Source organism: Thiohalobacter sp. COW1 (assembly GCF_016629505.1).
Taxonomy (GTDB): domain Bacteria; phylum Pseudomonadota; class Gammaproteobacteria; order Thiohalobacterales; family Thiohalobacteraceae; genus Thiohalobacter; species Thiohalobacter thiocyanaticus_A.
In genome coordinates this window covers 2,134,903-2,161,377 of the sequence record NZ_AP024239.1, presented here as the reverse complement: position 1 = coordinate 2,161,377, position 26,475 = coordinate 2,134,903, and the positions used below count along the sequence as shown (strand labels likewise).

Here is a 26,475-nt window from a genome sequence, read left to right as displayed (position 1 = left end):
TATGCATCGACAACAGCTGCTCGACCTGCTGACCCGCTACCGCACCGACTTCATGGAGGAGGCGGCCTATGTGCGCCGCGCCGTGGATTTCGTCGCCGCCCATCCGGACTGCTTCGAACGCTCGCTGTTGCCGGCGCACGTGACCGGCTCGGCCTGGGTGGTCAGCCCCGACCGCGAGCGGGTGCTGCTGCTGCATCATCGTAAGCACGATCAGTGGTTCCAGCCCGGCGGCCATGCCGACGGTGACGCCGATATCCTGCGCGTGGCCCTGCGCGAGACCCACGAGGAGACCGGGCTGGAGGCGCACCACATCCGCCTGGTCAGCGAGGCCCTGTTCGATGTGGACATCCATGTCATCGACAATGTCGACTATGCCCCGCGCCATGAGCACATCGATGTCCGCTTCCTGGTGGAGATCGACGACAGTCTGCCGGTGCCGGGCAACGACGAGTCCCACGACATCCTCTGGGCGGATCTCATCGCAGTGACCCGCTTCAACAACAACCGTTCGACCTGGCGCATGCTGGAGAAGACCCGGCGCATGCGCAATGCCCTGGCAGGGTGATCGAACCGTGCTCGTCGCGAAATTGTAGGATGGGTGGAGGCGCCAGCGCCGTAACCCATCGATGCGGACCAACAATGGGTTGCGCTTCGCTCCACCCATCCTACAGCGGTGTCTGCTCCTCCAGCGTCGGGTAATCCGTATAGCCCCGCGCATCCCCACCATAGAAGGTATCCGCATCGGGCGCGTTGAGCGGCGCCCCCTGCCGGAAACGCTCCACCAGATCCGGGTTGGCGAGGTAGAGCTTGCCGAAGGCGATGAGATCGGCCCGGTCCTGCTCCAGCCACTGGTCGGCGCGCGCGAAGTCGAAGCCGTTGTTGGCCATGTAGGGCCCAGCGAATCGCTGGCGGAAGGCGCCGTAGTCCAGTTCCCTCGCCCCGCTCATCATGTCGCCCTCGATCACATGCAGATAGGCCAGGCCGTGCGGCGCCAGCTGCTCGACCACATGGTTGAAGGTGGTCTGCGCATCGCTGTCACGGATGTCGTTGAAGCTGTTCTCGGGCGACAGCCGCACCCCCACCCGGCCGGCGGGCCAGCTTTCCAGTACCGCCGCCAGCACCTCGCCCAGCAGCCGGTAGCGGTTGGCCACCGGGCCGCCGTAGGCATCCGAGCGTTGATTGCTGCCGTCGCGCAGGAACTGGTCCAGCAGGTAGCCGTTGGCGGCATGGATCTCCACCCCGTCGAAGCCGGCCGTGCGGGCCAGGCGGGCGGCGCTGCGGTACTGCGCCACGATGCCCGGCAGCTCGTCGGTCTCCAGGGCGCGCGGCGTCTCGAAGGGTTGCATGCCTTCATAGGTGACGGCCTCGCCTTCGGGGCGGATGGCCGAGGGCGCGACCGGCGCGGCCCCGTCGGGCTGCAGGCTGGGGTGGGAGATGCGGCCCACATGCCACAGCTGGATGAACATGCGTCCCCCGGCGCTGTGCACCGCCTCGAGTACCGCCTTCCAGCCCGCCACCTGCGCCTCATTGTGGATGCCCGGCGTGGCCGGATAGCCCACGCCCTGGGGCGAGACCTGCGCTGCCTCGCTGATGATCAGGCCGGCGCCGGCGCGCTGACGGTAGTACTCGGTGTTGAGCGCGGTCGGGACATTGCCCTCGCCGGCCCGGTTGCGGGTCAACGGCGCCATGACGATGCGGTTGGGCAGTTCCAGATCACCCAGGCGAATGGGGGAGAACAGCTTGCTCTGCATGAAGGACTCCTGTCTGCGGTTGTGTCAGGATGACAGGGGATTGTGACAGGATCCGGGAGGGAAAGTTTTGCCGACGGCGTTTCCGCGCAACGAGCGGGTGCTGGAGATCCAGGGCGTGCCGCTGGGCTATGCCGTCTACGGCCGGCCCGGCGGTATCCCGGCCTTCTACTTCCACGGCCTGCCCGGATCACGCCGCGAGGGCGCGTTGCTGCATGCGGCCTGCTGCGACGCGGGCGTGCGGGTGATCGCGCCGGAGCGGCCCGGCTACGGGCTGTCCGCCCCGGCGCCGGGCGCGCGGCTGGACGCCTGGCCGGAACGCATCGCGGCCCTGGCCGACGCGCTGGGGATCGGGCGTTTTCATCTGATTGCCGTCTCCGGCGGCGCACCCTACGCCCTGGCCTGTGCCAGCCGGTTGAGCGACCGGGTCATCGGTACGGCGATCTGCTGCGGTCTGGGGGATCTCACCCGACCCGGACTGGCCGCGGCGATGCAGTTCAACGCCCGTCTGGCCCTGTGGCTGGTGCGCCGCGGGCCGGCCTGGCTGCACTGGAGCTATGGCCCGCTGGTCACGCAGGTGGTGCGCCGGACGCCGCGTCTGGCGGTGGCGATCCAGGGCTGGATCGACGGCCCGGCCGACCGGGCGGTGCTGCGCCGGCCGGCGGTCCGTGAGTTGTTCGCCGACAGTCTGGGCGAGGCCTTCCGTCAGGGGCCGGAGGGCGCGGTGGCGGATCTGGCAACGGCCATCCGGCCCTGGCCGTTCGCGCTGGATGGGATCCGCAACCTGCAACTCTGGCACGGTCTGGCCGACCGGGTGGTGCCGCCGCTGCACAGCGACTGGCTGGCGCAGGCCGCGCCGGCTGCGCGGCTGACCCGGGTGCCGGGCGAGGGCCACTTCTCCCTGCCGATCCGGCATGTGCATGAGGTGGTCAGGGCGCTGCTGCAGGCGTAGGCGCCTGACTCAGCCGGCGTCGTCCAGTTCCGCATCTCCGGTGCCGAGCCAGAAGTCCAGTTTCTTCTCCAGCAGTTCCTGCCAGGGCATATAGTGCGAGCCGTCGCAGGAGAAGTTCAGTCCCACGATGCCATTGAAGATGTTCAGCGAGCCGGCGCGCAGGTAGAGGGTTTCGTCCATGAAGCGCAGGGCGCGCAGGGTATGGAAGACCTCGGTCACACGGTCCGGCGGGATCACCGCGTCCTGTGGATAGGGGTGAGTGGGATAGGTGAGCACGATGCCCGGATCGGTCAGGTCCTCGATGTCCAGGATGCGATAACGATAGGGATCCTCCATGAACCAGAGGGTGGCGCGTGAGCTGGAGAAGTGCAGCTTGCCGTGGAACACCCCGTGGGCGACGATCAGTTCGGTGACCAGGTCCAGTACCGCGTCGATGTGCTGATCCATCGGGCTGTCGACGCGATGCTGGCTGAACAGACCGCTGCGAATGGCCGGATCGCCCTTCATCTGCAGCCACTGGCCGGGCTGCTCGTAGATCTCCCGGGTCAGCGGCAGTTCGCGCAGGTCGAAGTCCGCGCCGAGAAAACCCAGCTGAGTGCCGGCGGCCGATTCGATGCGCTGGACCGCGGTCAGCGAGGGCCGGCGGGCATTGCGGCTGATGTAGGCATCGGACAGCGAAAAGGCCTCGCCCGCAAGTGCCGCTTTCAGATACGGGCGCTGGCTGCGGTCGCGCCCGGCATGTTCCGGCAACAGCCCCCGGGCCGAGACATTGGCCGTGATCTGCTGTCCCTGCATATCCAGCGCATAGAGGTATTTGCAGGAGGGCAGGTGGTCCAGCCATTCAGTGAGCAGTGTTTCCAATGGCTGGCGCTGCGGCCAGACGGCGGCGCATTCGCGGGCCAGTCGGGCCATCGGCGCATCCAGTAGTCGGCGCAGCAACATGCGCTGACGTGCCACTGCTGCTCTCAGTGCCTCTCCCATGCGCTCCGCTCCCGGTTTCTGGTAGGGTCGGGATCAGCATGCCACTCTGGCAGGAATCTGGCCAGGGCAGGCATCACCGGATATCCGGCTGCACGATTTGAGCAGCACCTGAAGGAGCATACATGAAGGCATCTGACCTGTTCGTCCGCGCCCTGGAGGCCGAGGGGGTGGAGTACATCTTCGGCATCCCCGGCGAGGAGAATCTGGACCTTCTGAACGCATTGAAGGATTCCTCCATCCGCCTGATTCTGACCCGTCACGAACAGGCCGCCGGCTTCATGGCCGCCACCTACGGCCGCCTGACCGGCAGGACCGGCGTGTGTCTGGCGACCCTCGGTCCCGGGGCGACCAATCTGGTGACAGCCGCGGCCTATGCGCAGTTGGGCGCCATGCCGATGCTGATGATTACCGGCCAGAAGCCGATCAAGGCCAGCAAGCAGGGCGAGTTCCAGATCGTCGATGTGGTCGACATGATGCAGCCGTTGACCAAGTACACCCGCCAGCTCAGCAGCGCTCACTACATCCCGGCGCGGGTGCGCGAGGCCTTCCGCCGGGCCGAGGATGAGCGCCCCGGCGCGGTGCACCTGGAGTTGCCCGAAGACATCGCCCGTGAGCAGACCGAGGCCTCTGTGATCCGGCGCAGCCGGTTCGAGAATCCGCGGGCCAGTGAAACTTCGATCAGCCAGGCGAGCGATATGATCCAGTCAGCACGTCGCCCGCTGCTGCTGCTCGGTGCCGGTGCCAACCGCCGCCATACCTGTCAGGCGCTACGGGCCTTCATCGACAAGACCGGCATTCCCTTTTTCACCACCCAGATGGGCAAGGGCGTGATCGATGAGCGTCACCCCCAGTATCTGGGGGCGGCGGCCCTGTCGGGCGAGGACTTTCTGCACCGTGCCATCGAAGCGGCCGATCTGATCATCAACGTCGGTCACGATGTGGTGGAGAAACCGCCCTTCATCATGAATGGCGAGGCGGACACGGACCCGGCCGAGGACAATCCGGATATCGCCGGCGCCGGCCGCGCCGGCTCGGCCCGGGTAATCCATGTCAACTATGTTACCGCCGCCGTCGATGCGGTCTATCACCCCCATCAGGGGGTGATCGGAGACATCGCCGACAGCATTGAACGTCTGACCGCCACCATCGAGGTTTCCCCGGGCTGGGACTTCGGCCGCTTCCTGGAGGTCAAGCGCCATCTCGACGCGCATCTGCAGGAAGGTGCCGATGATGCGCGCTTTCCCGTCTATCCCCAGCGCCTGGTCGCCGAGGTGCGCCGCGCCATGCCCGACAACGGCATCGTGGCGCTGGACAACGGCATCTACAAGATCTGGTTTGCGCGCAACTACCCGGCCTGCCTGCCCAATACTGTCCTGCTCGACAACGCGCTGGCCAGCATGGGGGCCGGGCTGCCCTCGGCCATGGCGGCGAAACTGGTCCATCCGGAGCGCCGCGTGCTGGCCGTCTGCGGCGACGGCGGCTTCATGATGAACTCGCAGGAACTGGAGACCGCCGTGCGGCTGGGACTGGACCTGGTGGTGCTGGTGCTGCGCGATGACGCCTACGGCATGATCAAGTGGAAGCAGACCGACATGGGTTTCGAGGATTTCGGGCTGGACTACGGCAACCCGAGTTTCGTCGATTACGCCCGCTGCTACGGTGCCCATGGCCACCGGGTGGAAGCCGCCGACCAGCTCGCCCCGCTGCTGGAACGGTGCCTGGCCAGTCCGGGCGTGCATCTGATCGAGGCGGCGGTCGACTACAGCGACAACGACCGTCTGCTCAATCGCACCATCCCCGACCGCAGTCGGGCGATCTGATGGCCACGGAAAACACGGACAATTGCATGACTTTCACGTCATTCCCGCGAAGGCGGGAATCCAGAAACCGCCGAGGCACATAGATTCCCGCCTTCGCGGGAATGACGGTCAAGTGATGCAGGTTGGGCTGAATGCAATGAAGCCCAACAACAAACCACGACGATTCATGTTGGGTTACTCGACTGCGCCGAGGGTGACCAGCGCCAGGTACATGCCCTGCACCAGGGCGATGACCAGGATCACCGCCACCGGATAGACTGAGGAATAGGCCACCACCGGGCGGTCGGAGCTGTCGGCCTGACGGATGATGTCAAGGCCCGGGGTGAAGGTCATGCCGCCGCAGATCACACCGAAGCACTCGCTGACCGGGATCTTCATCACATAGTGGCCGAACAGGAAGCTGGCCGCCATCGGCACCACGGCGAACAGCACGGCATAGAAGGCGTAGTAGATGGCCTGGTAGTCGAGCGATTCGACGAAGCTCTGGCCGGTGTCGAAGCCCACCTGCACGAAGAACAGCGCCAGCCCCAGTTCGCGCAGCACGGCGGTGGCGTTGCGCGGGAAGCGGCCGATGAAGTTGCCGATGCGCCCGAAGTGTCCGAACAGCAGGCCCGCCACCAGCGCCCCGCCGGCCAGCCCCAGCGAGAATGGGCCCAGCCCGGGCAGGGGGATGATGATGCCGCCGATGAAGAAGGCCAGGAACAGGGTGGCGGCCAGCGAGCCGATGTCCACGCGGCGCTGCACCGTGTGGTGCTCATGGCCCAGGAACAGTTCCAGCTGATCGAGCTGATAGGGTGTGCCCACGGCCACCACCACGTCGCCGTATTCCAGCGCCAGGTCCTGGCGCGGCACGAATTCCACCCCCGCGCGCATGATGCGGGTCAGGGAGACGTTGTAGCGCAGCCGGATGTCCAGGTCGCCCAGGCTGCGGTTGACCACCGAGGTGTTCTCCACCACGATGGAACGGGTGTCCAACTCGGCGTTCTCGTCGAACTTCTCCTGCACCTCCACGCCCAGGGTCTGTCCGACCTTGTCCACGTCCTCCGGCAGGCCCTCGAGGCGCAGCACATCACCCGCCAGCAGCACGGTGCTGCCGCTGGCGGTGCGCATGTTCAGATCGCGCAGAATGCCCGAGACCACCACGTTGTGGTCCTGGAAGAAATCGATGTCGCGGATCAGCCTGCCGGCGAACTCCTCGTTCTGCAGCTTGAACACACCGGTATGCAGCTGGGTGCGGGCGCGCACCTCGGCTTCCATCTTCGGGCGCATGAGTCTGACCGCGATGGTGATGAACAGGATCACCCCGAGCAGGCCGAAGGGATAGGCCACGCCATAGCCGAAGATGACCTCCTCCTTGGGGCTGAACTGCAACGCGCTCACCAGTGCCGGGCTGGAGGTGAAGGCGCCGCCGAACAGGCCCAGGCCGATGCCGATGGGCACCCCGGCCAGGGCGATGATGGCCACGGTGTTCACGCCGGAGACGGCCAGCAGGACGACGACATTGGTGATGAAGCGCCGGCCGTGCTGCTTGAAGGCGCGGAAGAAACTGGGCCCGGCCTCCAGGCCGACGCTGAGCAGGAACAGCACGATGCCCAGGTCCTGCAGGATGGTGATGGGCTCGAACTGATAGAAGTAGCCGGCGATCATGGCCACGATCAGCACCCCGCTGGAGCCGAAGCCCACGCCCTTGATGCGCAGGTTGCCGAAGCCGATGCCGAGCATGATGATCAGGAAGGTGACCACCAGCTCCGACTTCTGGAACAGGATCTCGATCGGAATGACGGCGTCGTTTTCCATGAAACTCAGTGGATCCTTCTTGTTCGGTGTGCCCGCTGCCCGGCAGCGCGCCGTTCAGCCGCGACCGCGCTGACGGCGCCGGATGCGGCAGGCCTGAATGGCGGGCAGTACGGTCGGTGCCGGGATCTGCGTCACGTCGCCATACTCGCCGGCTGCGGCCTCGATTACCGGCCAGATATCCGCGGTCCCGGGGCCATTGTCATCGGGATCGCGGGCCTGGCGCAGCCCCTGCAGGCCGCCGAGCAGAATGCGCTCGTACACGCTCTTGGGGGTCTGGGTGAGATCGTCCTCATAGCCCAGTTCGGGCAGGGCCAGGGCATTGAGGTGTTCGACCAGGGCCGCGCACACGGCGTGGGCGGCGGCCTCGGTGCAGTCGTATTCCGAGCCGCCGCGCCGCACCACTTCCTCGGCGTGCCGGCAGCCGCAGGCCCCGGAGGCCTGGATGATGCTGAAGGGACACTTGTTACCGCTCATACCATTCATCTTAGCGTCCCTGAACCGGACAAGGCCAGCGCCGCCGCGGGCCGGAAGGTCACAGGGATGTTACCTGCGGCGGCTTGTCGGACTGAGGCGGCCTCCCGTATGCTGCCGACAGGCGAGATGCCCCGCTTCCCGGGGCTGACAGGTATCCTGCATGTATCCGACTTCACTGCTCTGCGCAGGGCGGTTGCACACACTGCTGGGGCTGCTGTTGCTGCCTGTTCTGGCTACGGCCCAGGAGCGGCTGGCCCGGGTCGGCACCGGCGCGGTCGAACGCGCGCCCATCATCGAGGAAGTGCCGCTGACCGGCACCCTGACCTCGCCCCGGGTGGCGCAGGTCTCGACCTCGGTCGCGGGTCTGGTGGAGGCGATCAACGTCGATGTCGGCGACCGGGTCGAGGCCGGTGACCCCCTGGTGCGGCTGGACCGCGAACTCGAACAATTGGCGCTGGCCTCGGCCCGCGCCGCCAGCCGCCGGGCACGGGCCGAGCTGGCCGATACCCGCCGTCGGCTGGAGGAGGCGCGTCAGCTGCGCGCCCGCCAGTCCTTCCCCGAGACCGAGGTGCGCACGCTCGAGGCGCAGGTCGGGATGCAGGAGGCCGAGGTTGAGCGCCTGGCCGCCGAGGCGCAGCGCCGGGAGGCCCGGCTGCGTCGGCATGTGCTCAATGCCCCCTTTGCCGGGGTGATCAACCGCAAACTGACCGAGGCCGGGGAGTGGATCGAGCCGGGCACGGCCGTGGTCGAATTGATCGCGGTCGACAACCTGCGGCTGGATCTGCGCGTGCCCCAGCGCTACTTCCCGCGCATCGACGCCGACACCCGGCTGCAGGTGAGGCTGGATGCCGCGCCGGAGCGCGAACTCGCGGCCCGCATCGGCACCGTTGTGCCGGTCAATGACCCCAGTGCCCGCACCTTCCTGCTGCGGGCCTGGCTCGACGCTCCAGACATCCCGCTCACCCCCGGCATGTCCGCCCGCGCCGTGCTGCAACTCGACACCGGTCAGCGTGGCCTGGTGGTGCCGCGCGATGCATTGCTGCGCTATCCGGACGGGCGAGTCAGCGTGTGGGTGGTCGAGGACGCAGGTGAGGACGGCACCGCGAGCGTGACCGAACACAATGTAGAGACCGGCCTGGCCTTCGACGGCCGCATCGAGATCCGCTCGGGGCTGGAGTCCGGCCTGCGCGTGGTGACCACCGGCAACGAATCCCTGCAGCCGGACCAGCGCGTACGCCCGGTCGGCGCCGACTGACACCATGTTCGAGGGCATCGTCCGGCACGGGACCCTGATGACAGTGATAGTGCTGATCATCTCCGTACTGGGGGTGGTCGCCGCGCTGCGCATTCCGGTGCAGATGATTCCCGACCTGGAGGTACGCACCGTCACCGTGGTCACCACCTGGCCGGGGGCGACGCCGCAGGACGTGGAGAAGGAGATCCTGATCGAGCAGGAGGAGTACCTGCGCACCATTCCCTCTCTGCACGAGATCACCGCCGAGGCCTCCTTCGGCCGCGCCCGCGTCGAGCTGGAGTTTCCCTTCGGCGTGGATCTCAACGAGACCCTCATCCGGGTCAACAACGCGCTCAGCCAGGTGCCGGAGTATCCGCTCAACGTGGACGAGCCGCGCATCTACGCCACCTCCTTCTCGTCCAATTCCTTCATGTATTTCCGCGTCGCGCCGCTGGCGGGCAATCCGCGCGGCCTGGACATGGACCTGATGCAGGACTTCCTCGAGGACCATGTGCGCACCCGCATGGAGAGTGTGCCCGGGGTGTCCGAGGTGCGGGTGGGCGGCGGCGCCGAGCGCCAGGTGCAGATCCTGCTCGACCCCGCGCGGCTGGCGCAGCACCGGCTGACCCTGGGCGATGTGCGTGAGGCGGTGCAGGCGCGCAACCGGGATGTCTCCGGCGGCGAGGTCGAATCCGGCAAGCGACGCTATCTGCTGCGTACCATCGGCCGTTTCGACGACCTGGACGATCTGCGCGCCCTGGTGCTGGAACGGCGCGGCGATTCCATCATCCGGCTGGGCGATGTGGCCGAGCTGAAGCTGGATCACTCCGAACTGAGCGAGCTGTCCTTCACCGACGGCAAGCCGGTGATCGGGTTGTCGGTACGGCGTCAGACCGGCTCCAATGTCATCGACATCAAGCGCGCCATGCTGGTCGAGATGGAGGAAATCAACAGCCAGGTGCTGAATCCGCGCGGCATGTTCATGCGCCTGATCGCCGACGACGTCGGCTATGTCCAGGCCTCGGTGTTCAATGTCTGGAAGAACCTGGCCCTGGGTGCGGTACTGGCCAGCCTGATCATGTTCCTGTTCCTGCGCTCGGGCCGGGCCACCCTGGTCGGGGTGATGGGCATTCCCATCTGCACCATCGCCGCCTTCATCGGGCTGCTCATTACCGGCCGCACCGTGAATGTCATATCGCTCGCGGGCGTGGCCTTCGCCATCGGCATGACCCTGGACAACACCATCGTGGTGCTGGAATCCATCGAGCTGGCGCGCCGGCGCGGCCTGGACCGCTTCCGCGCCGCGGTGGAGGGGGTGCGGCAGGTGTGGCCGGCGGTGCTGGCCTCGACCCTGACCACGGTGCTGGTGTTCGTGCCCATCGTGTTCATCCGGGAGGAGGCCGGGCAGTTGTATTCGGACATCGCCATCGCGGTGTCGGCCTCGATCCTGGTGTCCATGCTGGTGGCCATCACCGTGGTGCCCACCGCCTCGGCGCGGCTGCGGTTCCGCTCGGATGCCCTCGGCGGCGAGGCGGCCGGGGGCGGGCTGCGCACACGGGTGCTGGCCGGCATCAACGCCCTGATCGACACCGGCCCCCGCCGCGCCGGAGTGATCGCCGGCGTGGCCGCGGCCAGTGTCGCGGCCATCGTCTGGCTCACGCCGCCGGCCGAGTACCTGCCCGAGGGCGAGGAGCCCAAGGTGTTCGCCTCCATGCACGCCCCGCCGGGCTACAACCTGCAGACCATGGCGGGCATCGGCCGCGAACTGCAGGATTACCTGCTGCCCTATCTGGAGCACGACCCGGCGCAGTTCGAGGCCGGCGAGACCGAAGTGCCGGCTTTTGCCTACATGAACCTCGGCATCGAGCCGCAGCGCATCCGCATCATCGCCCAGCCCAAGGACCCGGCCCACATCGAGCCGCTGATGGATGCCATTGTGCGCAAGTACGAGGAATACCCGGGCATGCGCGCCTTCGCCACCCGCGGCTCCATCATCACCAGCAACGACGGCGGCACCCGCAGTGTGAACCTGGACATCTCCGGCGCCGACCTGGCCGCCATCTACGATGTCGCCACGGCGGCCTATCGCCGCGCCCAGGACGTGTTCGACCGGCCGCGCATCCAGGCCAATCCGCCTACCCTGTCACTGTCGCAGCCGCTGGTGGAGATCCGCCCTGACTGGGACCGGGTCGCCGAGGTTGGGCTGGATGCCGGCGAGATGGGCTTCACCGTCGCCGCTCTGACCGACGGCGCCTTCGTCGACGAGTTCTTCATGGACGACGACAAGATCGACATCTATCTCTACAGCCAGCAGGGCACCGGCGCCGACCTGGATCAGCTCTCAAGGCTGCCGATCCATACCCCCAGCGGGGCGCAGGTGCCGCTGGATTCGCTGGCGCGGATCGAGGAGACGGTGGACACCAGCACCATCCGCCGCCTGGACGGCCGGCGCACCGTCACGCTCAATATCATCCCGCCGTCCGACGTGGCGCTGGAGACCGGGGTGGGCATCGTGCGCGACGAGGTGGTCGGGCATCTGCGCGAGACCGGCGCCATTCCGGCCAGCGTCGGTGTGGATATCTCCGGCGCCAGCGACCAGCTGCAGGCCACGCGCGAGGCCCTGTTCGGCAACTATATCGTGGCGCTGGCCATCATCTATCTGCTGCTGGTGGCCATCTTCACCCACTGGGGCTATCCGCTGCTGATCATGCTCACCATCCCGCTGGGCGTGGCCGGCGGCATCGTCGGGCTGTGGCTGTTCAATGCCGCGGGGGCGGGGGTGGAATGGGTCGGGCTGGGCGGTTTCCACCAGCCCTTCGACATGATCACCATGCTCGGTTTCCTGATCCTGATGGGCACGGTGGTCAACAATCCCATCCTGATCGTGCACCGGGCCATGACCAATGTGCGCGAGGCCGGCATGGCGGCGCAGGCGGCGGTGCGCGATGCGGTGGAAACCCGGCTGCGGCCCATCGCCATGTCGACGCTCACCACCCTGGGCGGTCTGGCGCCGCTGGTGCTGCTGCCGGGCGAGGGCACCGAGCTGTATCGGGGCGTGGGCGTGATCGTGCTGTTCGGGCTGCTGGGCACGGCCCTGGTGACCCTGACCTTCCTGCCGGCGTTGACGGTGACGGTGCTGGGGCGGCGGACCCGGTCCTCAGAGGCGTAGATGCGTAGGTCGGGTTAGCGCAGCGTAACCCGACACAGCGGCGGCCCGCGTCGGGTTACGCCCTGCGGGCTAACCCGACCTGCGCAGCTGCACAGCTCAGGAACCGCCCGGCGTGACCTGCGCCGACGGCCGCCAGTCCCGGATCAGCGCGTCGGCCGGCAGCGGCCGGCTGAACAGGTAGCCCTGCCCGATCGAGCAGCCCTCGCGACACAGGAAGACGAGTTGAGTCTCGTCTTCGATGCCCTCGGCCACCGTCTCCAACTCCAGGCTGCGGGCCAGGCCGATGACGGCCCGGCTGATGGCCTCGCTGCTGGTATCGGTACCGATATCGCGCACGAATGACTGATCGATCTTGAGCCGGTCGATGGGCAGGTGCTTGAGGTAGTGCAGGCTGGAATAGCCGGTGCCGAAGTCGTCGATGGCGATCTGGATGCCGAGTTCGCGGAAGCCGTGCAGGGCGGCGGCCGCCTGCTCAGGCTCATGCATCAGGATGGATTCGGTGATTTCCAGTTCCAGCCGTCCGGGCGCCAGGCCGGACTGGTCCAGGATACGGCGCACCAGCGGCAGCAGGCTCTCGCTGTCGATCTGCTGCACCGACAGGTTCACGGCCACCCGTGGCACGCTCAGGCCCTGGCGGTCCCAGACCGTCAGCTGACGGCAGGCCTCCTCCAGTACCCAGACCCCGATCTCGCCGATGATGCCCATCTCCTCGGCCACCGGGATGAAGCGTCCCGGCGGCACCAGGCCCAGCTTGGGGTGACGCCAGCGCACCAGCGCCTCCACCCCGACCAGGGCGCGTGTCTGCAGGTCGATCTGCGGCTGGTAGTGCAGCAGCAGTTCGCCGCGCGCCACCGCCCCGCGCAGGGCGCTCTCCAGGCCGACCCGTTCGGCCACGCCGACGGACATCGCGGAGGTATAGAAACGGTAGCTGTTGCGCCCGGACTGCTTGGCCTCGAACAGCGCCGCCTCGGCATGCTGCAGCAGGCTGTCGGCATCGGTGCCGTCATCGGGGAACAGGGCGATGCCGGTGCTCAGGGTGAGTGCCAGTTCCTGTCCGCCGACCTCGATCGGCTCGGCGAAGCGTTTGAGGATCTGTCGGGCCTGGGCCGCCGCGCCCTGGCGGCCGCCGATGTCCTCCAGCAACAGGACGAAGCCGTTGCCGCCGGTACGCGCCAGGCTTCCGGTCCCATCATGCATCGCCGCCAGCCGCGTGGCCACGCTGTTCAGCACGCTGTCGCCCAGGCGCTGGCCGAAGCTCTCGTTGACCAGCTTGAAGCGATCGATATCCAGGTGCAGCAGGGCCAGGCTGCAGTCTTCGCGCCGGGCGCGGTGAATGGCGTGGGTCAGGCGCTCGCGCAGCAGACTACGATTGGGCAGGCCGGTCAGCGGGTCGTAGTGGGTGAGGAAGGTCAGGCGTTCGGCCTGCTCGTGGCTCTCGGTCAGATCGTTCCAGGAACCGACGATTTCCGATGGCCCGGCGGTGGTCTGCAGTTGCATTTCGTCGCGCACGAAGCGTACCCGGCCGCGGGCATCGAGGATGCGGTATTCCTGCACCAGATGCTGCTTCTCCGGCAGGTCCCGCAGCCTGGCCAGTACCGCCTCCCGGTCTTCGGGATGCAGCTGATGCCGCCACAGGTCCCGGCCGACGAATTCGTCGGGGCCGAAGCCGAACAGGCGCTGGATGTTGTGACTGACCCAGCCGGTGTTGACGCGGCCCTGGTCCAGCGTCAGCTGGTACAGCACCACCGGACTGGAATCCAGCATGTGATCCAGCCGCTGGTTGGTCCGGCGCAATTCGGCGGTGCGGCGCTTGACCTGCCAACGCAGCAGTGCGCTCAGCGCCAGGAAGGCCAGCAGCAGGCCGAGGCCGCCGAGCAGCAGCAGGCGCAGCAGCGGCGGGACCACGGGCTCCTGCGCCGGCACCATGGCCGACTGCAGCGCCCGGTAGTAGACCGAACCCTCGTCATAGCGCCAGGCCTCGAGATGGGCGTCGATGGCCGGCAGCAGTTGCAGCGGGTCGCCCGGGCTGGCGGCGTAGAACAACGCCGCCGGATTGAACACGACCGGGGTCTGGCGCAGGTCGTAGCGGGGCGCGAAGGCGTTGGCATAATAGCTGTTGCTGACCACGGCATCGGCCGCGCCGTCGCGCACCGCGGCGAAGGCCTGCGCATAGCTCGGGAAGGCCAGGCGGCTGTAGTTCAGTCCGGCGGCCTGCATCATGGTTTCCAGCGGGCCGGTCTGGACCGCGCCGGCGAGCAGGGCGATGCGTTTACCGTCCAGGTCGGGCAGGTCCTGCAGTGCGGCATCGTCCCGGGTCAGCACCACGGACCAGCTGTGGGTGACCGGGACCCGGTGAAAGGCGAAACGCCGGTCGCGGGTCTCGGTGAAGGCCACGTCGGGCATCAGGTCGAGGTCACCGCGCTCCAGCCGGCGCAGGCAGTCCTGCCACTCGCAGGCGACGAACTCCAGCTGCCACTGCTCGCGGCGGGCAATCTCGCGGATCAGTTCGACGAACAGCCCCGCCGCGCTGCCGTCATCACGCTGATGGATCTTGGGGGCGTTGTCGTAGACGCCGACCCGGACCTGGCGGCCCGGGTCGGCCAGCAAGGCGGGCGGATAGGACTGCAGCAGGTAGAGTCCGGCGGGCAGGGCGAGTGACAGCAGTGCAAACAGCAGATAGCGGCCGGATGCAGACCGGTCTGGTGGCATGGTCATCTCCATCCCGTCCCTGGGTTGTTTTCGGCCGTGCGGGTTTGGACGCGGCGCAGTCTTCTGCATGAGCATACCCGCGATAACCGTAAGTGACCAGTACCGGTCCTGACGCGGCGCAATTTCCCGCCGCCGGCAGGCATGGCATGATGCAGACGATGAATGCCCGGTCCCCCACTGCTCCCGTGTTCACCGCTCAGGGCCTGACCAAGACCTATCATATGGGCGAGGTCGAGGTGCAGGCGCTGCGCGGGATTGACCTGGAACTGCATGCCGGCGAACTGATCGTACTGCTGGGCCCGTCGGGCAGCGGCAAGTCCACCCTGCTCAATATCCTCGGCGGCCTGGACGTGCCCACCGGCGGTCGGGTCTGGTATCTGGATCACGAACTGAGCGGGGCGGACGAGAGCGAGCTCACCCGCTTCCGCCGTGAGCATGTCGGTTTCGTGTTTCAGTTCTACAACCTGATTCCCAGTCTGACCGCGCGCGAGAATGTCGCCGCAGTCACCGAGATCGCCGCCGCGCCCATGACCCCGGAGGCGGCGCTGGAACTGGTGGGGCTGGGCAACCGGCTGGATCATTTTCCGGCCCAGCTTTCCGGCGGCGAGCAGCAGCGGGTGGCCATCGCCCGCGCCGTGGCCAAGAACCCGGCGGTGCTGTTGTGCGACGAGCCGACCGGGGCGCTGGACTCGACCACCGGGGTGCGGGTGCTGGAGGTACTGGAACAGGTCAACCGGGAACTGGGCACCCTGACCGTGCTGATCACCCATAACGCCGGCATCGCCGCCATGGCCGATCGCGTGATCCGGCTCTCCGACGGCACCATTGCCGAGATCCGGGCCAACGCCACCAAGACCCCCGCCCGGGAACTGTCCTGGTGAAGGCCCTCAATCTCAAGCTGTTGCGCGACCTGTGGCACCTGCGCGGCCAGGTGCTGGCCATCGTGGCGGTGATCATGGGCGGCGTGGCCACCCTGGTGATGTCATTGTCGACCTATGATTCCCTGGTCGAGACCCGTGAACGCTTCTATGCCGAGTACCGGTTTGCCGAGGTGTTCGCCTACCTCGAGCGTGCCCCCGAGCCGGTGGCCGAGCGGCTGCGGGCCATCCCCGGGGTGGAGCGGCTGGAGACGCGGGTGGTGGCCGGCGCCCGGCTGGAGGTGGCCGGTTTCGACGATCCCATCACCGGCCGTATCCTGTCGCTGCCGGATGTGGGCGAGGCCGGGCTCAACCGGCTGCACATGAAGCGCGGCCGCCGGGTCGCACCCTACAGCAGCGACGAGGTGGTGCTGTCGGACACCTTCGCCGAGGCCCATGGGCTGTCCCCCGGCGACCGGGTCGCGGCCATCATCAACGGCAAGCGCCGCAGCCTGCAGGTGGTGGGGGTGGCGGTCTCGCCCGAGTACATCTATCAGATCGCGCCCGGCGCCATGTTCCCCGACTTCAAACGCTACGGTGTGCTGTGGATGGGGCGCACCGCCCTGGCCGCGGCCCACGACATGGACGGGGCCTTCAACAACCTCTCCCTGAGCCTGGCGCGCGGCGCGCGCGAACAGGCCGTGATCGACCGCCTGGATCAGCAACTCGCGCGCTACGGCGGCACCGGCGCCTATGGCCGCGCCGACCAGTTCTCCAACCGCTTCCTGTCCGAGGAGCTCAAGCAGCTGCAGACCACGGCGACCATCTTCCCCGCCATCTTCCTGGGTGTCGCCGCCTTCATGCTCAATGTCGTGATCAGCCGGCTGATCGCCCTGCAGCGCGAGCAGGTCGCCATCCTCAAGGCCTTCGGCTACTCGCACCTGGCCATTGCCTGGCACTTCGTCAAGCTGGTGCTGGTGGTGGTCGTCCTCGGCGTGGCCGCCGGTTCGGCGCTGGGGGCCTGGTTCGGCCAGGGGCTGGCCGGGGTGTATCAGGAGACCACCTTCCGCTTCCCCTATCTGCATTACCGGCTGGAGCCGCCGGTGGTGCTGATCGCATTGGGGGTGAGCGCTCTGGCCGCAGTCAGCGGCAGCCTGGTCTCGGTGGCCCGCGCCGCGCGCCTGGCGCCGGCCACCGGCATGCAGGCGGAGATGCCCGCGGTCTACCGCGCCACCCTGTTGGAACGCCTGGGGCTGCAGCGCTGGTTCGGCGCGCCCACGCGCATGATCCTGCGCCACATCGAGCGCCGGCCGTTGAAGTCGCTGCTGACCGTATTCGGCATTGCCTGTGCCGGCGGCCTGATGATGGTGGGCAACTATCAGAAGGATGCCATCGACTTCATGGTGGACGTGCAGTTCCGCCAGGCCGCGCGCGAGGACCTGGCGGTGACCTTCATCGATCCCACCTCCGGGCGTGCCCTGCACGAACTGCGGGCCCTGCCCGGGGTGGAATACGTCGAAGGCTTCCGCGATGTGCCGGTGGTGCTGCGCCATCGCAATTACGAATACCGCGCGAGCGTCTACGGCATCGAGCCTGCGGGGCGGCTGCATCGCTCGCTGGACCGCAGCCTGGTGCCGGTGCGGGTGCCGCCGGAGGGAGTCGTGCTGACCGATCATCTGGCCAGCAACATTCTGCATATCCAGCCGGGCGAACTGTTGACCCTCGAGGTGCTGGAGGGCCGGCGTCAGGTGCTGCAGGTCCCGGTGCTGGGCATCACCCGTCAGTTCCTGGGCGTGTCGGCCTACATGCAGCGCGAGGCCCTCAACCGACTGCTGCACGAGGGCAATGTGGTTTCCGGCGCCTACCTGGCCATCGAACCGGGGCGGGAGGCGGCGGTCTATGCCGCCCTGCACGAACGTCCGCGCGTGCTCAGCATGGTGGCCAATGTGTCCGCCATCCAGAGTTTCTACGCCACCATCGGCGAGTTCGTCCTGTTCTACAACCTGGTGGCGACCCTGCTGGCGGGCTCGATCGGCTTCGGCGTGGTCTACAACAGCGCCCGCATCGCCCTGTCCGAGCGCGGGCGCGAAATGGCCAGCCTGCGGGTGCTGGGCTTCACCCGCGGCGAGATCGCCTACATCCTGCTCGGGGAACTGGCGCTGCTGGCGCTGGCGGCCATCCCGGTCGGGATGCTGGTCGGGATCGGGCTGATCGGTATCCTGGTGCAGGCATTCGAGAATGACCTCTATCGATTGCCGCTGATTCTGACCTCGGCCAATTATGCCTTGGGCGCGACCCTGATTGTTGCCTCCACCCTGATCTCGGCCCTGTTCATCTGGCGGCGCCTGGGACGGCTGGATCTGGTCGCCGTCCTGAAGACCCGCGAATAGTTCCGCGTGTAGAATGCACAGCATCATGAAGTGGCGTGCACGTATCGGAATCCTGCTGACCGGCCTGGTGCTGGTCGCCGTCCTGGTGTGGGGTTTCCTGCCGCGGCCGGTGGCGGTGGAGCCGGCCGGGGTCAGCCGCGGGCCCCTGACGGTGACGGTGGAGGAGGAGGGGCGTACCCGGGTAAAGGAGCGCTATCTGATCAGTGCCCCGGTCAGCGGCTACCTGCGCCGGATCGAGCTGGAGGCCGGCGATACGGTCAGCGCCGGCCAGCCGCTGGCGGAGATCGAGCCGCGCCGTTCCGATGCCCTGGACCCGCGCAGCCGGGCGCAGGCGCAGGCGCAGGTGCACGGCGCCGAGGCCGCCCTGGCCGCCGCGCGCGAGGAACTGCGCAGCGCCGCGGCCCAGGCCGCCCTGGCCGACAAGGCCCTGGCCCGGGCAGAGTCCCTGCACCGGGCCGGCGACCTGTCCGACGACGCCCTGGACCGGGCCGAGGCCGAGGCGACCCGCAGCCGGGCCCTGCGCGAGGCCGCCGAGCATGCCGTCGAAGTGGCCCGCTTCGAACTGGAAACCGCGCGCGCCGTGCTCGCCTCGCATGGGACGACGGCGGACGGCGAACTGTTCAGCCTGCAGGCCCCGGCCGACGGCCGGGTGCTGAAGCTGCTGCGCGAGAGCGCCGGCCCGGTCCAGGCCGGCGCGCCGCTGCTCGAACTCGGCGACCCGGAGCAGCTGGAGGTGGTGGTGGAACTGCTCTCGACCCAGGCCGTCCAGGTCGCCCCCGGCACCCGGGTCAGGCTGGAGCGCTGGGGCGGGGACGCCGATCTGGAAGGTGTGGTCCGGGTGGTGGAGCCGGCCGGCTTCACCAAGATCTCGGCCCTGGGCGTGGAGGAGCAGCGGGTACTGGTGATCATCGATTTCAGCTCCCCCCCCGGGCAGTGGCGGCGGCTGGGCGATGCCTACCGGGTGGAGGCGCGCTTCCATGTCTGGGAGGGCGAGGATGTGCTGCAGATCCCGGCCAGCGCCCTGTTCCGCCATGACGGCGGCTGGGGCGTGTTCCGCATCGTCGGCGGCCGGGCGCAACTCACCCCGGTCGAGGTCGGGCGCCGGGCCGGCCTGACCGCGCAGATCCTCTCCGGGCTGGAACCCGGCGATCAGGTGGTCAGCCATCCCGACGATCAGATCAGTGACGGGGTGCGGGTGGAGTATTGAGGCGCTGCGCTGCGCCCTTGTCACTCACCCGGCGGGGGTGACGGGAAGCGCGCGTAGGCCGTGGCCGGTTCCTGGTCCGGGGGAACGTAGGCCGGTGCCGGCTCGCCCGGCTCGCCCAGAGAGCGGATGTAGTGATACAGCGCCCGCAGGTCATCCTCTTCCATGATGTTGAGATTGAACCAGGGCATGGGCGGGCGCCGGCGCAGGGTCCGGGCATCCCGGATCCATTCCTCCTCGCTCAGGTTCTGCAGGTACAGGCGCAGATTGGAGCCGTAGGTGGTGCCCCAGGGGCCGCGCCAGCCGAAGTTGTCGCCGGTCAGCCACAGCGTTTCCGGCACCTGCCCGCCCGACATGAAGTAGCCGGGCGTGTGGCAGTCGTTGCAGCTGGCAACCTGGGCCAGATAGCGCCCGCGCTGGATGAGATCGTCGGGATCGCGTTCCTGGGCCCGGCCGGCAAGCGGAAGGGCCAGGCCGGCGGCCAGGGTGAACAGGCCTGCAGCCGTGCAGGCACGCTTCAGGGTTTTCATTGGTATACCTCGCTACAGGAAGGATCGGGCCGGGCGCCGCAGGTTGGCGGGCGGGCCGAAGCGAAGTATAGACCAGCCGGGGGCGGCCGGCGGGCAGGCCTGAGCGGGCAGAGCCTGTCCGGGCTCGAGCCGGGCGGGCAGGTGATCAGCCATCCCGACGACCGGACCCGCGACGGGGTGCGGGTGGAATACAGGCAGGATGGGTGGAGGCCGATGCGCCGTAACCCATCTTGTACCACCGCAACGATGGGTTGCGCTGCGCTTCACCCATCCTACCGGCTCTGCAGACCGGATTCGCTATTCCGTCCGTCACCTGTTATAGTGCGCGCACCTTGCAGGAAAACCGCAAGGTCGAGTTCGTTTCCAACCTTCCTCCGTGCTTGTCACTGGTTTCCGGGTTTGCAACGAATCCTCCGCGTCCGGGCCCCGAGGGCCGCGGCGCGACCGGAACCAGTCGATTATCCGTCATGTAATCCTGCGCATCCGCGCGGTTCTGTTATGAAAATCGTCAATCTGCCAGTGACGGGCGGATGAGGTGTCGTATTGTGTCGTTTGACTCCCTGAACCTGAATTCCGAACTGCTGCGTGCCATCGAGGCCTGCGGCTTCACCGAACCTTCCGAGATCCAGCGCCAGGCCATCCCCGTGGCCCTGGCCGGCCGCGACCTGATGGCCTCGGCCCAGACCGGCACCGGCAAGACGGCCGCCTTCGTGCTGCCGGTGCTGCAGCGCCTGGCCACGCCGGCCCGGAGCCGCGGCCACGGCCCGCGCGTGTTGGTGCTGACCCCGACCCGCGAACTGGCCGGCCAGGTGGAGGCCAACATCCGTGAGCTTGGCCGTTTCAGCCGCATCGTCTCCGGCAGCGTGGTCGGCGGCGTGCCCTATCCGCCGCAGATGCGCCTGCTGGGCAAACCGCTGGATCTGCTGGTCGCCACGCCGGGCCGGCTGATGGACCACATGGAGCGCGGCCGGGTGGATTTCTCCCGCCTGGAGGTGCTGATCCTGGACGAGGCCGACCGCATGCTGGACATGGGCTTTGTGGATGCGGTCAACCAGATCGCCGCGGCCACCCCGGCCAGCCGCCAGACCCTGCTGTTCTCCGCCACCCTGGAAGGCCGCATCCTGGAGATTGCCCGGAGGCTGCTCAAGGACCCGGCGCGCATCGCCCTGGCGGCCAACACCGAGCGTCACGCCTCGATCGAGCAGCAGGCGCACCAGGCCGATGACATCGGCCACAAGCACAAGCTGCTCACTCACCTGCTCAGTGACCAGTCGCTGTCGCAGGCGGTGATCTTCACCGCCACCAAGCGCGGTGCGGACAAGCTGGCGACCAAACTCCAGGACCAGGGTCATCAGAGCGCGGCCCTGCACGGCGACATGAACCAGGGCAAGCGCAAGCGCACCGTGGATCAGATGCGCCGCGGCAAGGTGCGGGTACTGGTGGCCACCGACGTGGCCGCCCGCGGCCTGGACATCCGGGGTATCAGCCACGTGATCAACTTCGACCTGCCCATGGTGGCCGAGGACTATATCCACCGCATCGGCCGCACCGGCCGCGGCGGGGCCACCGGCACGGCCATTTCGCTGATCGGTCCCGACGACCGGCGCAACCTGGCCGGCATCGAGCGTCTGCTGGGCGAGCGGCTGCCGCGCATCGTGGTGCCCGGCCTGGAACCGCAGAAACCGGCGCCGCGTGGCGATGATCGCCGCCCGGCGGGCAAGCGCAAGTTCAAGGGCGGCGGCCGCGATCATCGGGCCGGCAAACCCGGTGCCGGGCGCAGCGGGAATGGCGGGCGGCCGAGCATCCGGCACAAGGGCCGTGCCAGCACTGCCAGTCCGCGTTGATCTGAACCTGCGGTCTGACGTATAAGCGGCCGGTAACGCCTGAGCGTTACCGGCCGTTTTTTTTAGGTTCTTCGCAGATTTGCAGGGTTGCTCAAGAGTCGCAGCAGCCCCCACAGGCAAACCAAGCCAGCATCCGTCATTGCGGCGCAGGCCGCAATCCAGAGGCCGCCGAGGTATCTGGATCCCGGCCTTCGCCGGGATGACGGCTCTGGGTTACCGGTCTGCCGGCTGGGCTGGTTCGCTTGCCTTTCCCCGGAAATGCGCCATGAACCTTTTTTATGGCGCGGGACAAGGTCCCGGCCGGTCGGGATCAGTAGACCTCGTGCGCCGTGTTGTGGACGTTGAACTTCCCGGTCGGCGTGGTCAGGCCCTCAATGCGGTCGATCTCGGTCAGGGTCTGGCTGTCCAGGATGACGGTGGCGCCATCCTGTGCCCAGTCAGAGACCCATACCTCGGAACCGTCCTGATTGAACTCGAAGTGCACCGCCCGGCCCCGGGTGGCGACATCGAAGCAGCGGTCGATCACGGCGTCGGCCTTGGAGTAGGCGCAGACCTGGCGATGCGAACTGCCGTCCGAGCTCAGGGTCATGTCGATCAGCACCCAGGGCGTGTTCGGGTGGGTCTTGACGAACAGCGAACCGGCCGAGGGCAGTTCGATCTCGCGCACCACCTGCCAGGCGTATTCCGGGTGTGCCTGGGGATCGGCGCCGTAGATCGCCAGGGTGTTCTCGCCGATGTGCGGTGTGGCATTGACCCAGCCGTATACCGGATCCTCCCAGTTGGCGCCGCGGCCCGGATGCGGCGTATCGCCGGTGGTGAAGCTGGCCGCCAGTGAGCGCTCGCTGACGTCCACGACCACCATTTTGTCACTGGCATTGGCGGCGACCATGAAATAGCGTCCGCTGTGATCCCAGCCGCCGTCATGCAGGAAGCGCTCGGTGGCGATCGAGGTTACCAGCGGGAAGTCCGGCTGCGAGTAATCCACGATGCCGACGTAGCCGCTTTCCTTCAGCGAGATCACCCAGGTGGGTTCGAAGGGCGAGGCGACGATGGAGGCCACGCGGTTCTCCGGCAGGGTGTCGCCGTCGATGCTGGTCATCGGCAGGTCCACCCGCGCCAGCGGCTCCAGGGTCAGGCCATCGAAGGTGACGTACTGCGGTGGCCAGTAGCAGCCCTCGATCAGGTACTGGTCCTCGTAGCCGGTGAACTTGCTGCCGTCCACGCTGCGGGCGTCGTGGCAACCCTTCACCGTGGCGACCACGGCCGGCTCGCTGCTCCACAGGTCGATCAGCGAAACCAGGCCGTCGCGGCCGATCGCGTAGTAGTAACGTCCGGAGGACGAGGAACGCAGGATGTGCACGGCGAAGCCGACGTCCAGACGCGCCACCTCCTCGTGGCTGTCGCCGTCGAAGATCGCAATCTGTCCCGCATCCCGCAGTACCACGCCGAAGAAGTTTTCCCAGTTGCGTTCATGCTCCGGTTCGGTGGGCCGGTCGGCGACCGGTACGCTGAGATTCCAGCTGGCCTGAATGTCTTCCATCGGCAGGGCCGGCGGCTCGGGCGGGGGCTGCTGCAGGTAGGCGGCGAGCAGGGTGATGTCCTCTTCGGTGAGCAGGCCGCTGTCACCGAAATCGGGCATGCCGCCCGCGCTGCCGTAACGCATCAGCGCGCCGAGCCCGTCCGTGCCGATCCACTCGGAGCGCGCCACGCCGATATCCGGGCCGGTGGCGCCCGTGCGGTAGAGTCCGTGACAGCCGGCGCAGCGATCGAAATAGGTATTCATGGCGTGGCTGAACTCGCCCTCGCTCAGTTCCGCCGGCGCGGTATGTTCCAGCGGGCCGAGTACGTCCTGGGCGGTGAAGAAGGCCAGCAGGTCGTCTATCTGCGATTGCGTCAGTTCGAAGTCCGGCATCACGTAACCCCACTCCTGCAACAGTCGGCGGCCATAGCCGGTATAGGTCGTGGCCCATTCGGGGTCGGTGAGAAACCGGCTGGTCCAGCCGTCGTTCAGTTTGCGCTCGGCAAGATCGGGGCCGAAATGATCGCCGTGTCCGAAGGTGTGGCAGCCGCTGCAGGTGTGACGGAACAGGGCTTCGCCCGCCGTCGGGTCGCCCCTGTCGTCGCCGGCGCCGCCGGGTCCGGGGCCGGGGCCGCGGCCGGCTTCGGCGATGCCCAGCGACAATGACAGGCCGAGCAGTAAGGGGATGCTTGCTGTGCGGGGTGTTAGTTGTCTGTGCTTCATCATCCTTCCAACCTCCTGGGGTGTGTACAACAAGGCGCGGGAGGAAGGCGTCAGGGCCTGTTGCTGTCCTGCAGTGATGCATGTGCGCTGCCCGGGTCCGTGCGCCTGTACGAAAGCGATGGCTGCGAGTGCATCGACGTCTTCCCTGTTGGCCATTAGGAGGGGGTGGAATAAAGCTCACTTTGACCAAGGTCAAAACGGGGGCGGGCCAATTGACGAAGGGAATGTGTTATATGCCGCAGCTTATAACATTTAATTATAAATATTAGTCGATTGGGAGTGGGGGGCTGTGCGGTCTGTCCCGCTGCGGCGGGCAGACCGGTTTTGCGATTGTGTGAATGGGTCGACAGACCCGGGGGGGGCACTTCGGCCGGCCCCTACTGTACTGAGGAGCACCGGGGAGGGGTGAGTGGCAACAGCTTGTTCCGGAGGCGGACCGGCCACCTAGAATTTATGCGCTCGGACTGCCTCCAGTCATCGCTCCGGCAGGCATTTTTTTCCTTATGTCATAAACGGTTATCTCTCGGCGCCGGTGAAGCATAGACATATATCTATCATTTTTTAATAAAAGATTGATTGGAATGATGAATAGACGCGCACCTATGCTTCGCCATGTCCCGAGGATCAGTTTGCGTACCATCAAATTCCGTAATCGAAGCAGGAGAAGATCATGTCAGTTAAAGCCTATGACGCGGGTGTAAAAGAATACCGCGACATGTACTGGACGCCGGACTATGTGCCGCTGGATACCGACCTGCTGGCCTGTTTCAAGTGTACCGGCCAGCCGGGCGTGCCGCGCGAAGAGGTGGCCGCCGCCGTGGCCGCTGAATCCTCCACGGGTACCTGGAGTACCGTGTGGTCCGAACTTCTGACCGACCTGGAGTACTACAAGGGCCGCGCCTATCGCATCGAGGACGTGCCCGGCGACTCCGAATCCTTCTATGCCTTCATCGCCTACCCGATCGACCTGTTCGAGGAAGGTTCCATCACCAACGTGCTGACCTCGCTGGTGGGCAACGTGTTCGGCTTCAAGGCGCTCAAGCATCTGCGCCTGGAAGACATCCGCTTCCCCATCGCCTACATCAAGACCTGCGGCGGCCCGCCGGCCGGTATCCAGGTCGAGCGCGACCGCCTGAACAAGTACGGCCGTCCGCTGCTGGGCTGCACCATCAAGCCCAAGCTGGGCCTGTCCGCCAAGAACTACGGCCGTGCCGTGTATGAGTGCCTGCGCGGTGGTCTGGACCTGACCAAGGACGACGAGAACGTCAACTCCCAGCCCTTCATGCGCTGGCGCGACCGCTTCGAATTCGTCGCCGAGGCCATCCAGAAGGCCGAGCAGGAAACCGGCGAACGTAAGGGTCACTATCTGAACGTCACCGCCCCGGATCCGGAGCAGATGTACGAGCGCGCCGAGTTCGCCAAGGAGGTCGGCTGCCCGATCATCATGCACGACTTCCTGACCGGCGGCTTCACCGCCAACACCGGCCTGGCCAACTGGTGCCGCAAGAACGGCATCCTGCTGCACATCCACCGCGCCATGCACGCCGTTATCGACCGCCATCCCAAGCACGGTATCCACTTCCGTGTGCTGGCCAAGTGCCTGCGCCTGTCCGGCGGCGATCACCTGCACACCGGTACCGTGGTCGGCAAGCTGGAAGGCGACCGCGCCTCCACCCTGGGCTTCGTCGATCAGCTGCGCGAATCCTTCGTGCCGGAAGACCGCTCCCGCGGTGTGTTCTTCGATCAGGACTGGGGCTCCATGCCGGGCGTGTTCGCTGTTGCCTCCGGCGGTATCCACGTCTGGCACATGCCGGCGCTGGTCACCATCTTCGGCGACGATTCCTGCCTGCAGTTCGGTGGCGGTACTCAGGGTCACCCGTGGGGCAACGCCGCCGGTGCGGCCGCCAACCGCGTCGCGCTGGAAGCCTCCGTCAAGGCACGCAACGAGGGTCGCGAGATCGAGAAGGAAGCCCGCGACATCCTGACCGAAGCGGCCAAGCACAGCCCTGAACTGGCCATCGCGATGGAGACCTGGAAGGAAATCAAGTTCGAGTTCGAGACCGTGGACAAGCTGGACGTGGGCTGAAGCCCCGTCCTGACCCGACTCGCAACCGACCACAAGCTACGAGGAATCAATCATGGCAAGCACGTATGAAATGGGTGACTTCCAGACCGCCCAGACCCTGGAAACCTTCGGCTTCCTGCCGCCGCTGACCCAGGACGAGATTCAGGATCAGATCGCCTACATCATCGCCCAGGGCTGGACGCCGGCCATCGAGCACGAGCATCCGTCCAAGGCTGCCAACCACTACTGGACCATGTGGAAGCTGCCGATGTTCGGCGAGTCCAATCTCGACGTCGTCCTGCGTGAGCTGGAGGCGTGCCACCGGGCCTATCCCGACCACCACGTGAAGCTGCTGGGTTACGACAACTACACCCAGAGCCAGGGTTCGGCCTTCGTGGTCTTCGAGGGCCGCGGCTGAGCGGCAAGACAACGCGGCTGAACGCGCACTAGCGACGACGC

The 26,475-nt window shown here is 67.1% G+C and carries 18 protein-coding genes; 11 read left to right on the top strand and 7 right to left on the bottom strand.

Going from position 1 to position 26,475, the window contains the following annotated elements:
* The first annotated feature begins 1 nt into the window (after position 1).
* Complete coding sequence (locus COW1_RS10085) at positions 2 to 565, top strand: NUDIX hydrolase (protein WP_201344090.1); 564 nt, start codon at positions 2 to 4, stop codon at positions 563 to 565.
* A gap of 100 nt (positions 566 to 665) precedes the next feature.
* On the opposite strand, the gene COW1_RS10080 is transcribed toward COW1_RS10085, so the two are convergent.
* Positions 666 to 1,751, bottom strand: a complete 1,086-nt coding sequence (locus tag COW1_RS10080; RefSeq protein WP_201344089.1) for an alkene reductase — start codon at positions 1,749 to 1,751, stop codon at positions 666 to 668.
* 67 nt (positions 1,752 to 1,818) lie between these two features.
* Between COW1_RS10080 and COW1_RS10075 the strand changes: the two genes are divergently transcribed.
* Positions 1,819 to 2,700 (top strand): alpha/beta fold hydrolase, encoded by an 882-nt coding sequence (locus tag COW1_RS10075; RefSeq protein ID WP_201344088.1) that lies wholly within the window; start codon positions 1,819 to 1,821, stop codon positions 2,698 to 2,700.
* A 9-nt stretch (positions 2,701 to 2,709) separates the two neighbouring features.
* Here COW1_RS10075 and COW1_RS10070 read toward each other — a convergent pair whose 3' ends face one another.
* Positions 2,710 to 3,681 (bottom strand): hypothetical protein, encoded by a 972-nt coding sequence (locus tag COW1_RS10070; RefSeq protein WP_096364779.1) that lies wholly within the window; start codon positions 3,679 to 3,681, stop codon positions 2,710 to 2,712.
* Between the two features lie 122 nt (positions 3,682 to 3,803).
* Between COW1_RS10070 and COW1_RS10065 the strand changes: the two genes are divergently transcribed.
* On the top strand, positions 3,804 to 5,501 hold the full coding sequence (locus COW1_RS10065) for an acetolactate synthase large subunit (RefSeq protein ID WP_096364780.1): 1,698 nt from the start codon (positions 3,804 to 3,806) through the stop codon (positions 5,499 to 5,501).
* 174 nt (positions 5,502 to 5,675) lie between these two features.
* Here the strand turns inward: COW1_RS10065 and COW1_RS10060 are convergent, their stop codons facing one another.
* Positions 5,676 to 7,298: an aspartate:alanine exchanger family transporter gene (locus COW1_RS10060; protein ID WP_096364781.1), complete on the bottom strand. Its 1,623-nt coding sequence runs from the start codon at positions 7,296 to 7,298 to the stop codon at positions 5,676 to 5,678.
* 54 nt (positions 7,299 to 7,352) lie between these two features.
* Positions 7,353 to 7,772, bottom strand: coding sequence for a hypothetical protein (locus tag COW1_RS10055; protein ID WP_201344087.1), 420 nt, complete (start codon positions 7,770 to 7,772; stop codon positions 7,353 to 7,355).
* Between the two features lie 160 nt (positions 7,773 to 7,932).
* On the opposite strand from COW1_RS10055, the gene COW1_RS10050 reads away from it, so the two are divergent.
* The gene (locus tag COW1_RS10050; RefSeq protein WP_201344086.1) at positions 7,933 to 9,027 is read left to right on the top strand and encodes an efflux RND transporter periplasmic adaptor subunit; all 1,095 of its coding nucleotides are present in this window, start codon (positions 7,933 to 7,935) and stop codon (positions 9,025 to 9,027) included.
* 4 nt (positions 9,028 to 9,031) lie between these two features.
* Positions 9,032 to 12,175, top strand: coding sequence for an efflux RND transporter permease subunit (locus COW1_RS10045; protein ID WP_201344085.1), 3,144 nt, complete (start codon positions 9,032 to 9,034; stop codon positions 12,173 to 12,175).
* Between the two features lie 96 nt (positions 12,176 to 12,271).
* Here the strand turns inward: COW1_RS10045 and COW1_RS10040 are convergent, their stop codons facing one another.
* Complete coding sequence (locus COW1_RS10040) at positions 12,272 to 14,884, bottom strand: EAL domain-containing protein (RefSeq protein ID WP_201344084.1); 2,613 nt, start codon at positions 14,882 to 14,884, stop codon at positions 12,272 to 12,274.
* A gap of 149 nt (positions 14,885 to 15,033) precedes the next feature.
* Between COW1_RS10040 and COW1_RS10035 the strand changes: the two genes are divergently transcribed.
* The 3 genes from COW1_RS10035 to COW1_RS10025 are packed head-to-tail and all read left to right on the top strand — an operon-like array spanning position 15,034 to position 19,338.
* Entirely contained in the window at positions 15,034 to 15,765 is a 732-nt protein-coding gene (locus tag COW1_RS10035; protein WP_201346087.1) for an ABC transporter ATP-binding protein, read from the top strand.
* Entirely contained in the window at positions 15,762 to 18,131 is a 2,370-nt protein-coding gene (locus COW1_RS10030; protein WP_201344083.1) for an ABC transporter permease, read from the top strand. Before COW1_RS10035 ends, COW1_RS10030 begins: the two co-directional genes overlap by 4 nt.
* A 25-nt stretch (positions 18,132 to 18,156) precedes the next feature.
* Positions 18,157 to 19,338 carry an efflux RND transporter periplasmic adaptor subunit gene (locus COW1_RS10025; RefSeq protein WP_201344082.1) on the top strand — a complete coding sequence of 394 codons (1,182 nt, stop codon included), beginning with the start codon at positions 18,157 to 18,159 and terminating at the stop codon, positions 19,336 to 19,338.
* A 20-nt stretch (positions 19,339 to 19,358) separates the two neighbouring features.
* On the opposite strand, the gene COW1_RS10020 is transcribed toward COW1_RS10025, so the two are convergent.
* Positions 19,359 to 19,865, bottom strand: a complete 507-nt coding sequence (locus COW1_RS10020; RefSeq protein ID WP_172844240.1) for a c-type cytochrome — start codon at positions 19,863 to 19,865, stop codon at positions 19,359 to 19,361.
* 545 nt (positions 19,866 to 20,410) lie between these two features.
* On the opposite strand from COW1_RS10020, the gene COW1_RS10015 reads away from it, so the two are divergent.
* Positions 20,411 to 21,709 carry a DEAD/DEAH box helicase gene (locus tag COW1_RS10015; protein WP_201344081.1) on the top strand — a complete coding sequence of 433 codons (1,299 nt, stop codon included), beginning with the start codon at positions 20,411 to 20,413 and terminating at the stop codon, positions 21,707 to 21,709.
* 310 nt (positions 21,710 to 22,019) lie between these two features.
* Here the strand turns inward: COW1_RS10015 and COW1_RS10010 are convergent, their stop codons facing one another.
* Positions 22,020 to 23,954, bottom strand: a complete 1,935-nt coding sequence (locus COW1_RS10010; RefSeq protein ID WP_201344080.1) for a nitrite reductase — start codon at positions 23,952 to 23,954, stop codon at positions 22,020 to 22,022.
* A gap of 667 nt (positions 23,955 to 24,621) precedes the next feature.
* Here COW1_RS10010 and COW1_RS10005 point away from each other — a divergent pair.
* Together COW1_RS10005 and COW1_RS10000 are read left to right on the top strand one after the other, a co-directional pair.
* Positions 24,622 to 26,037, top strand: a complete 1,416-nt coding sequence (locus COW1_RS10005; RefSeq protein ID WP_201344079.1) for a form I ribulose bisphosphate carboxylase large subunit — start codon at positions 24,622 to 24,624, stop codon at positions 26,035 to 26,037.
* Positions 26,038 to 26,089: 52 nt separating this feature from the next.
* Positions 26,090 to 26,434: a ribulose bisphosphate carboxylase small subunit gene (locus tag COW1_RS10000; RefSeq protein WP_096364797.1), complete on the top strand. Its 345-nt coding sequence runs from the start codon at positions 26,090 to 26,092 to the stop codon at positions 26,432 to 26,434.
* Positions 26,435 to 26,475: the final 41 nt, after the last annotated feature.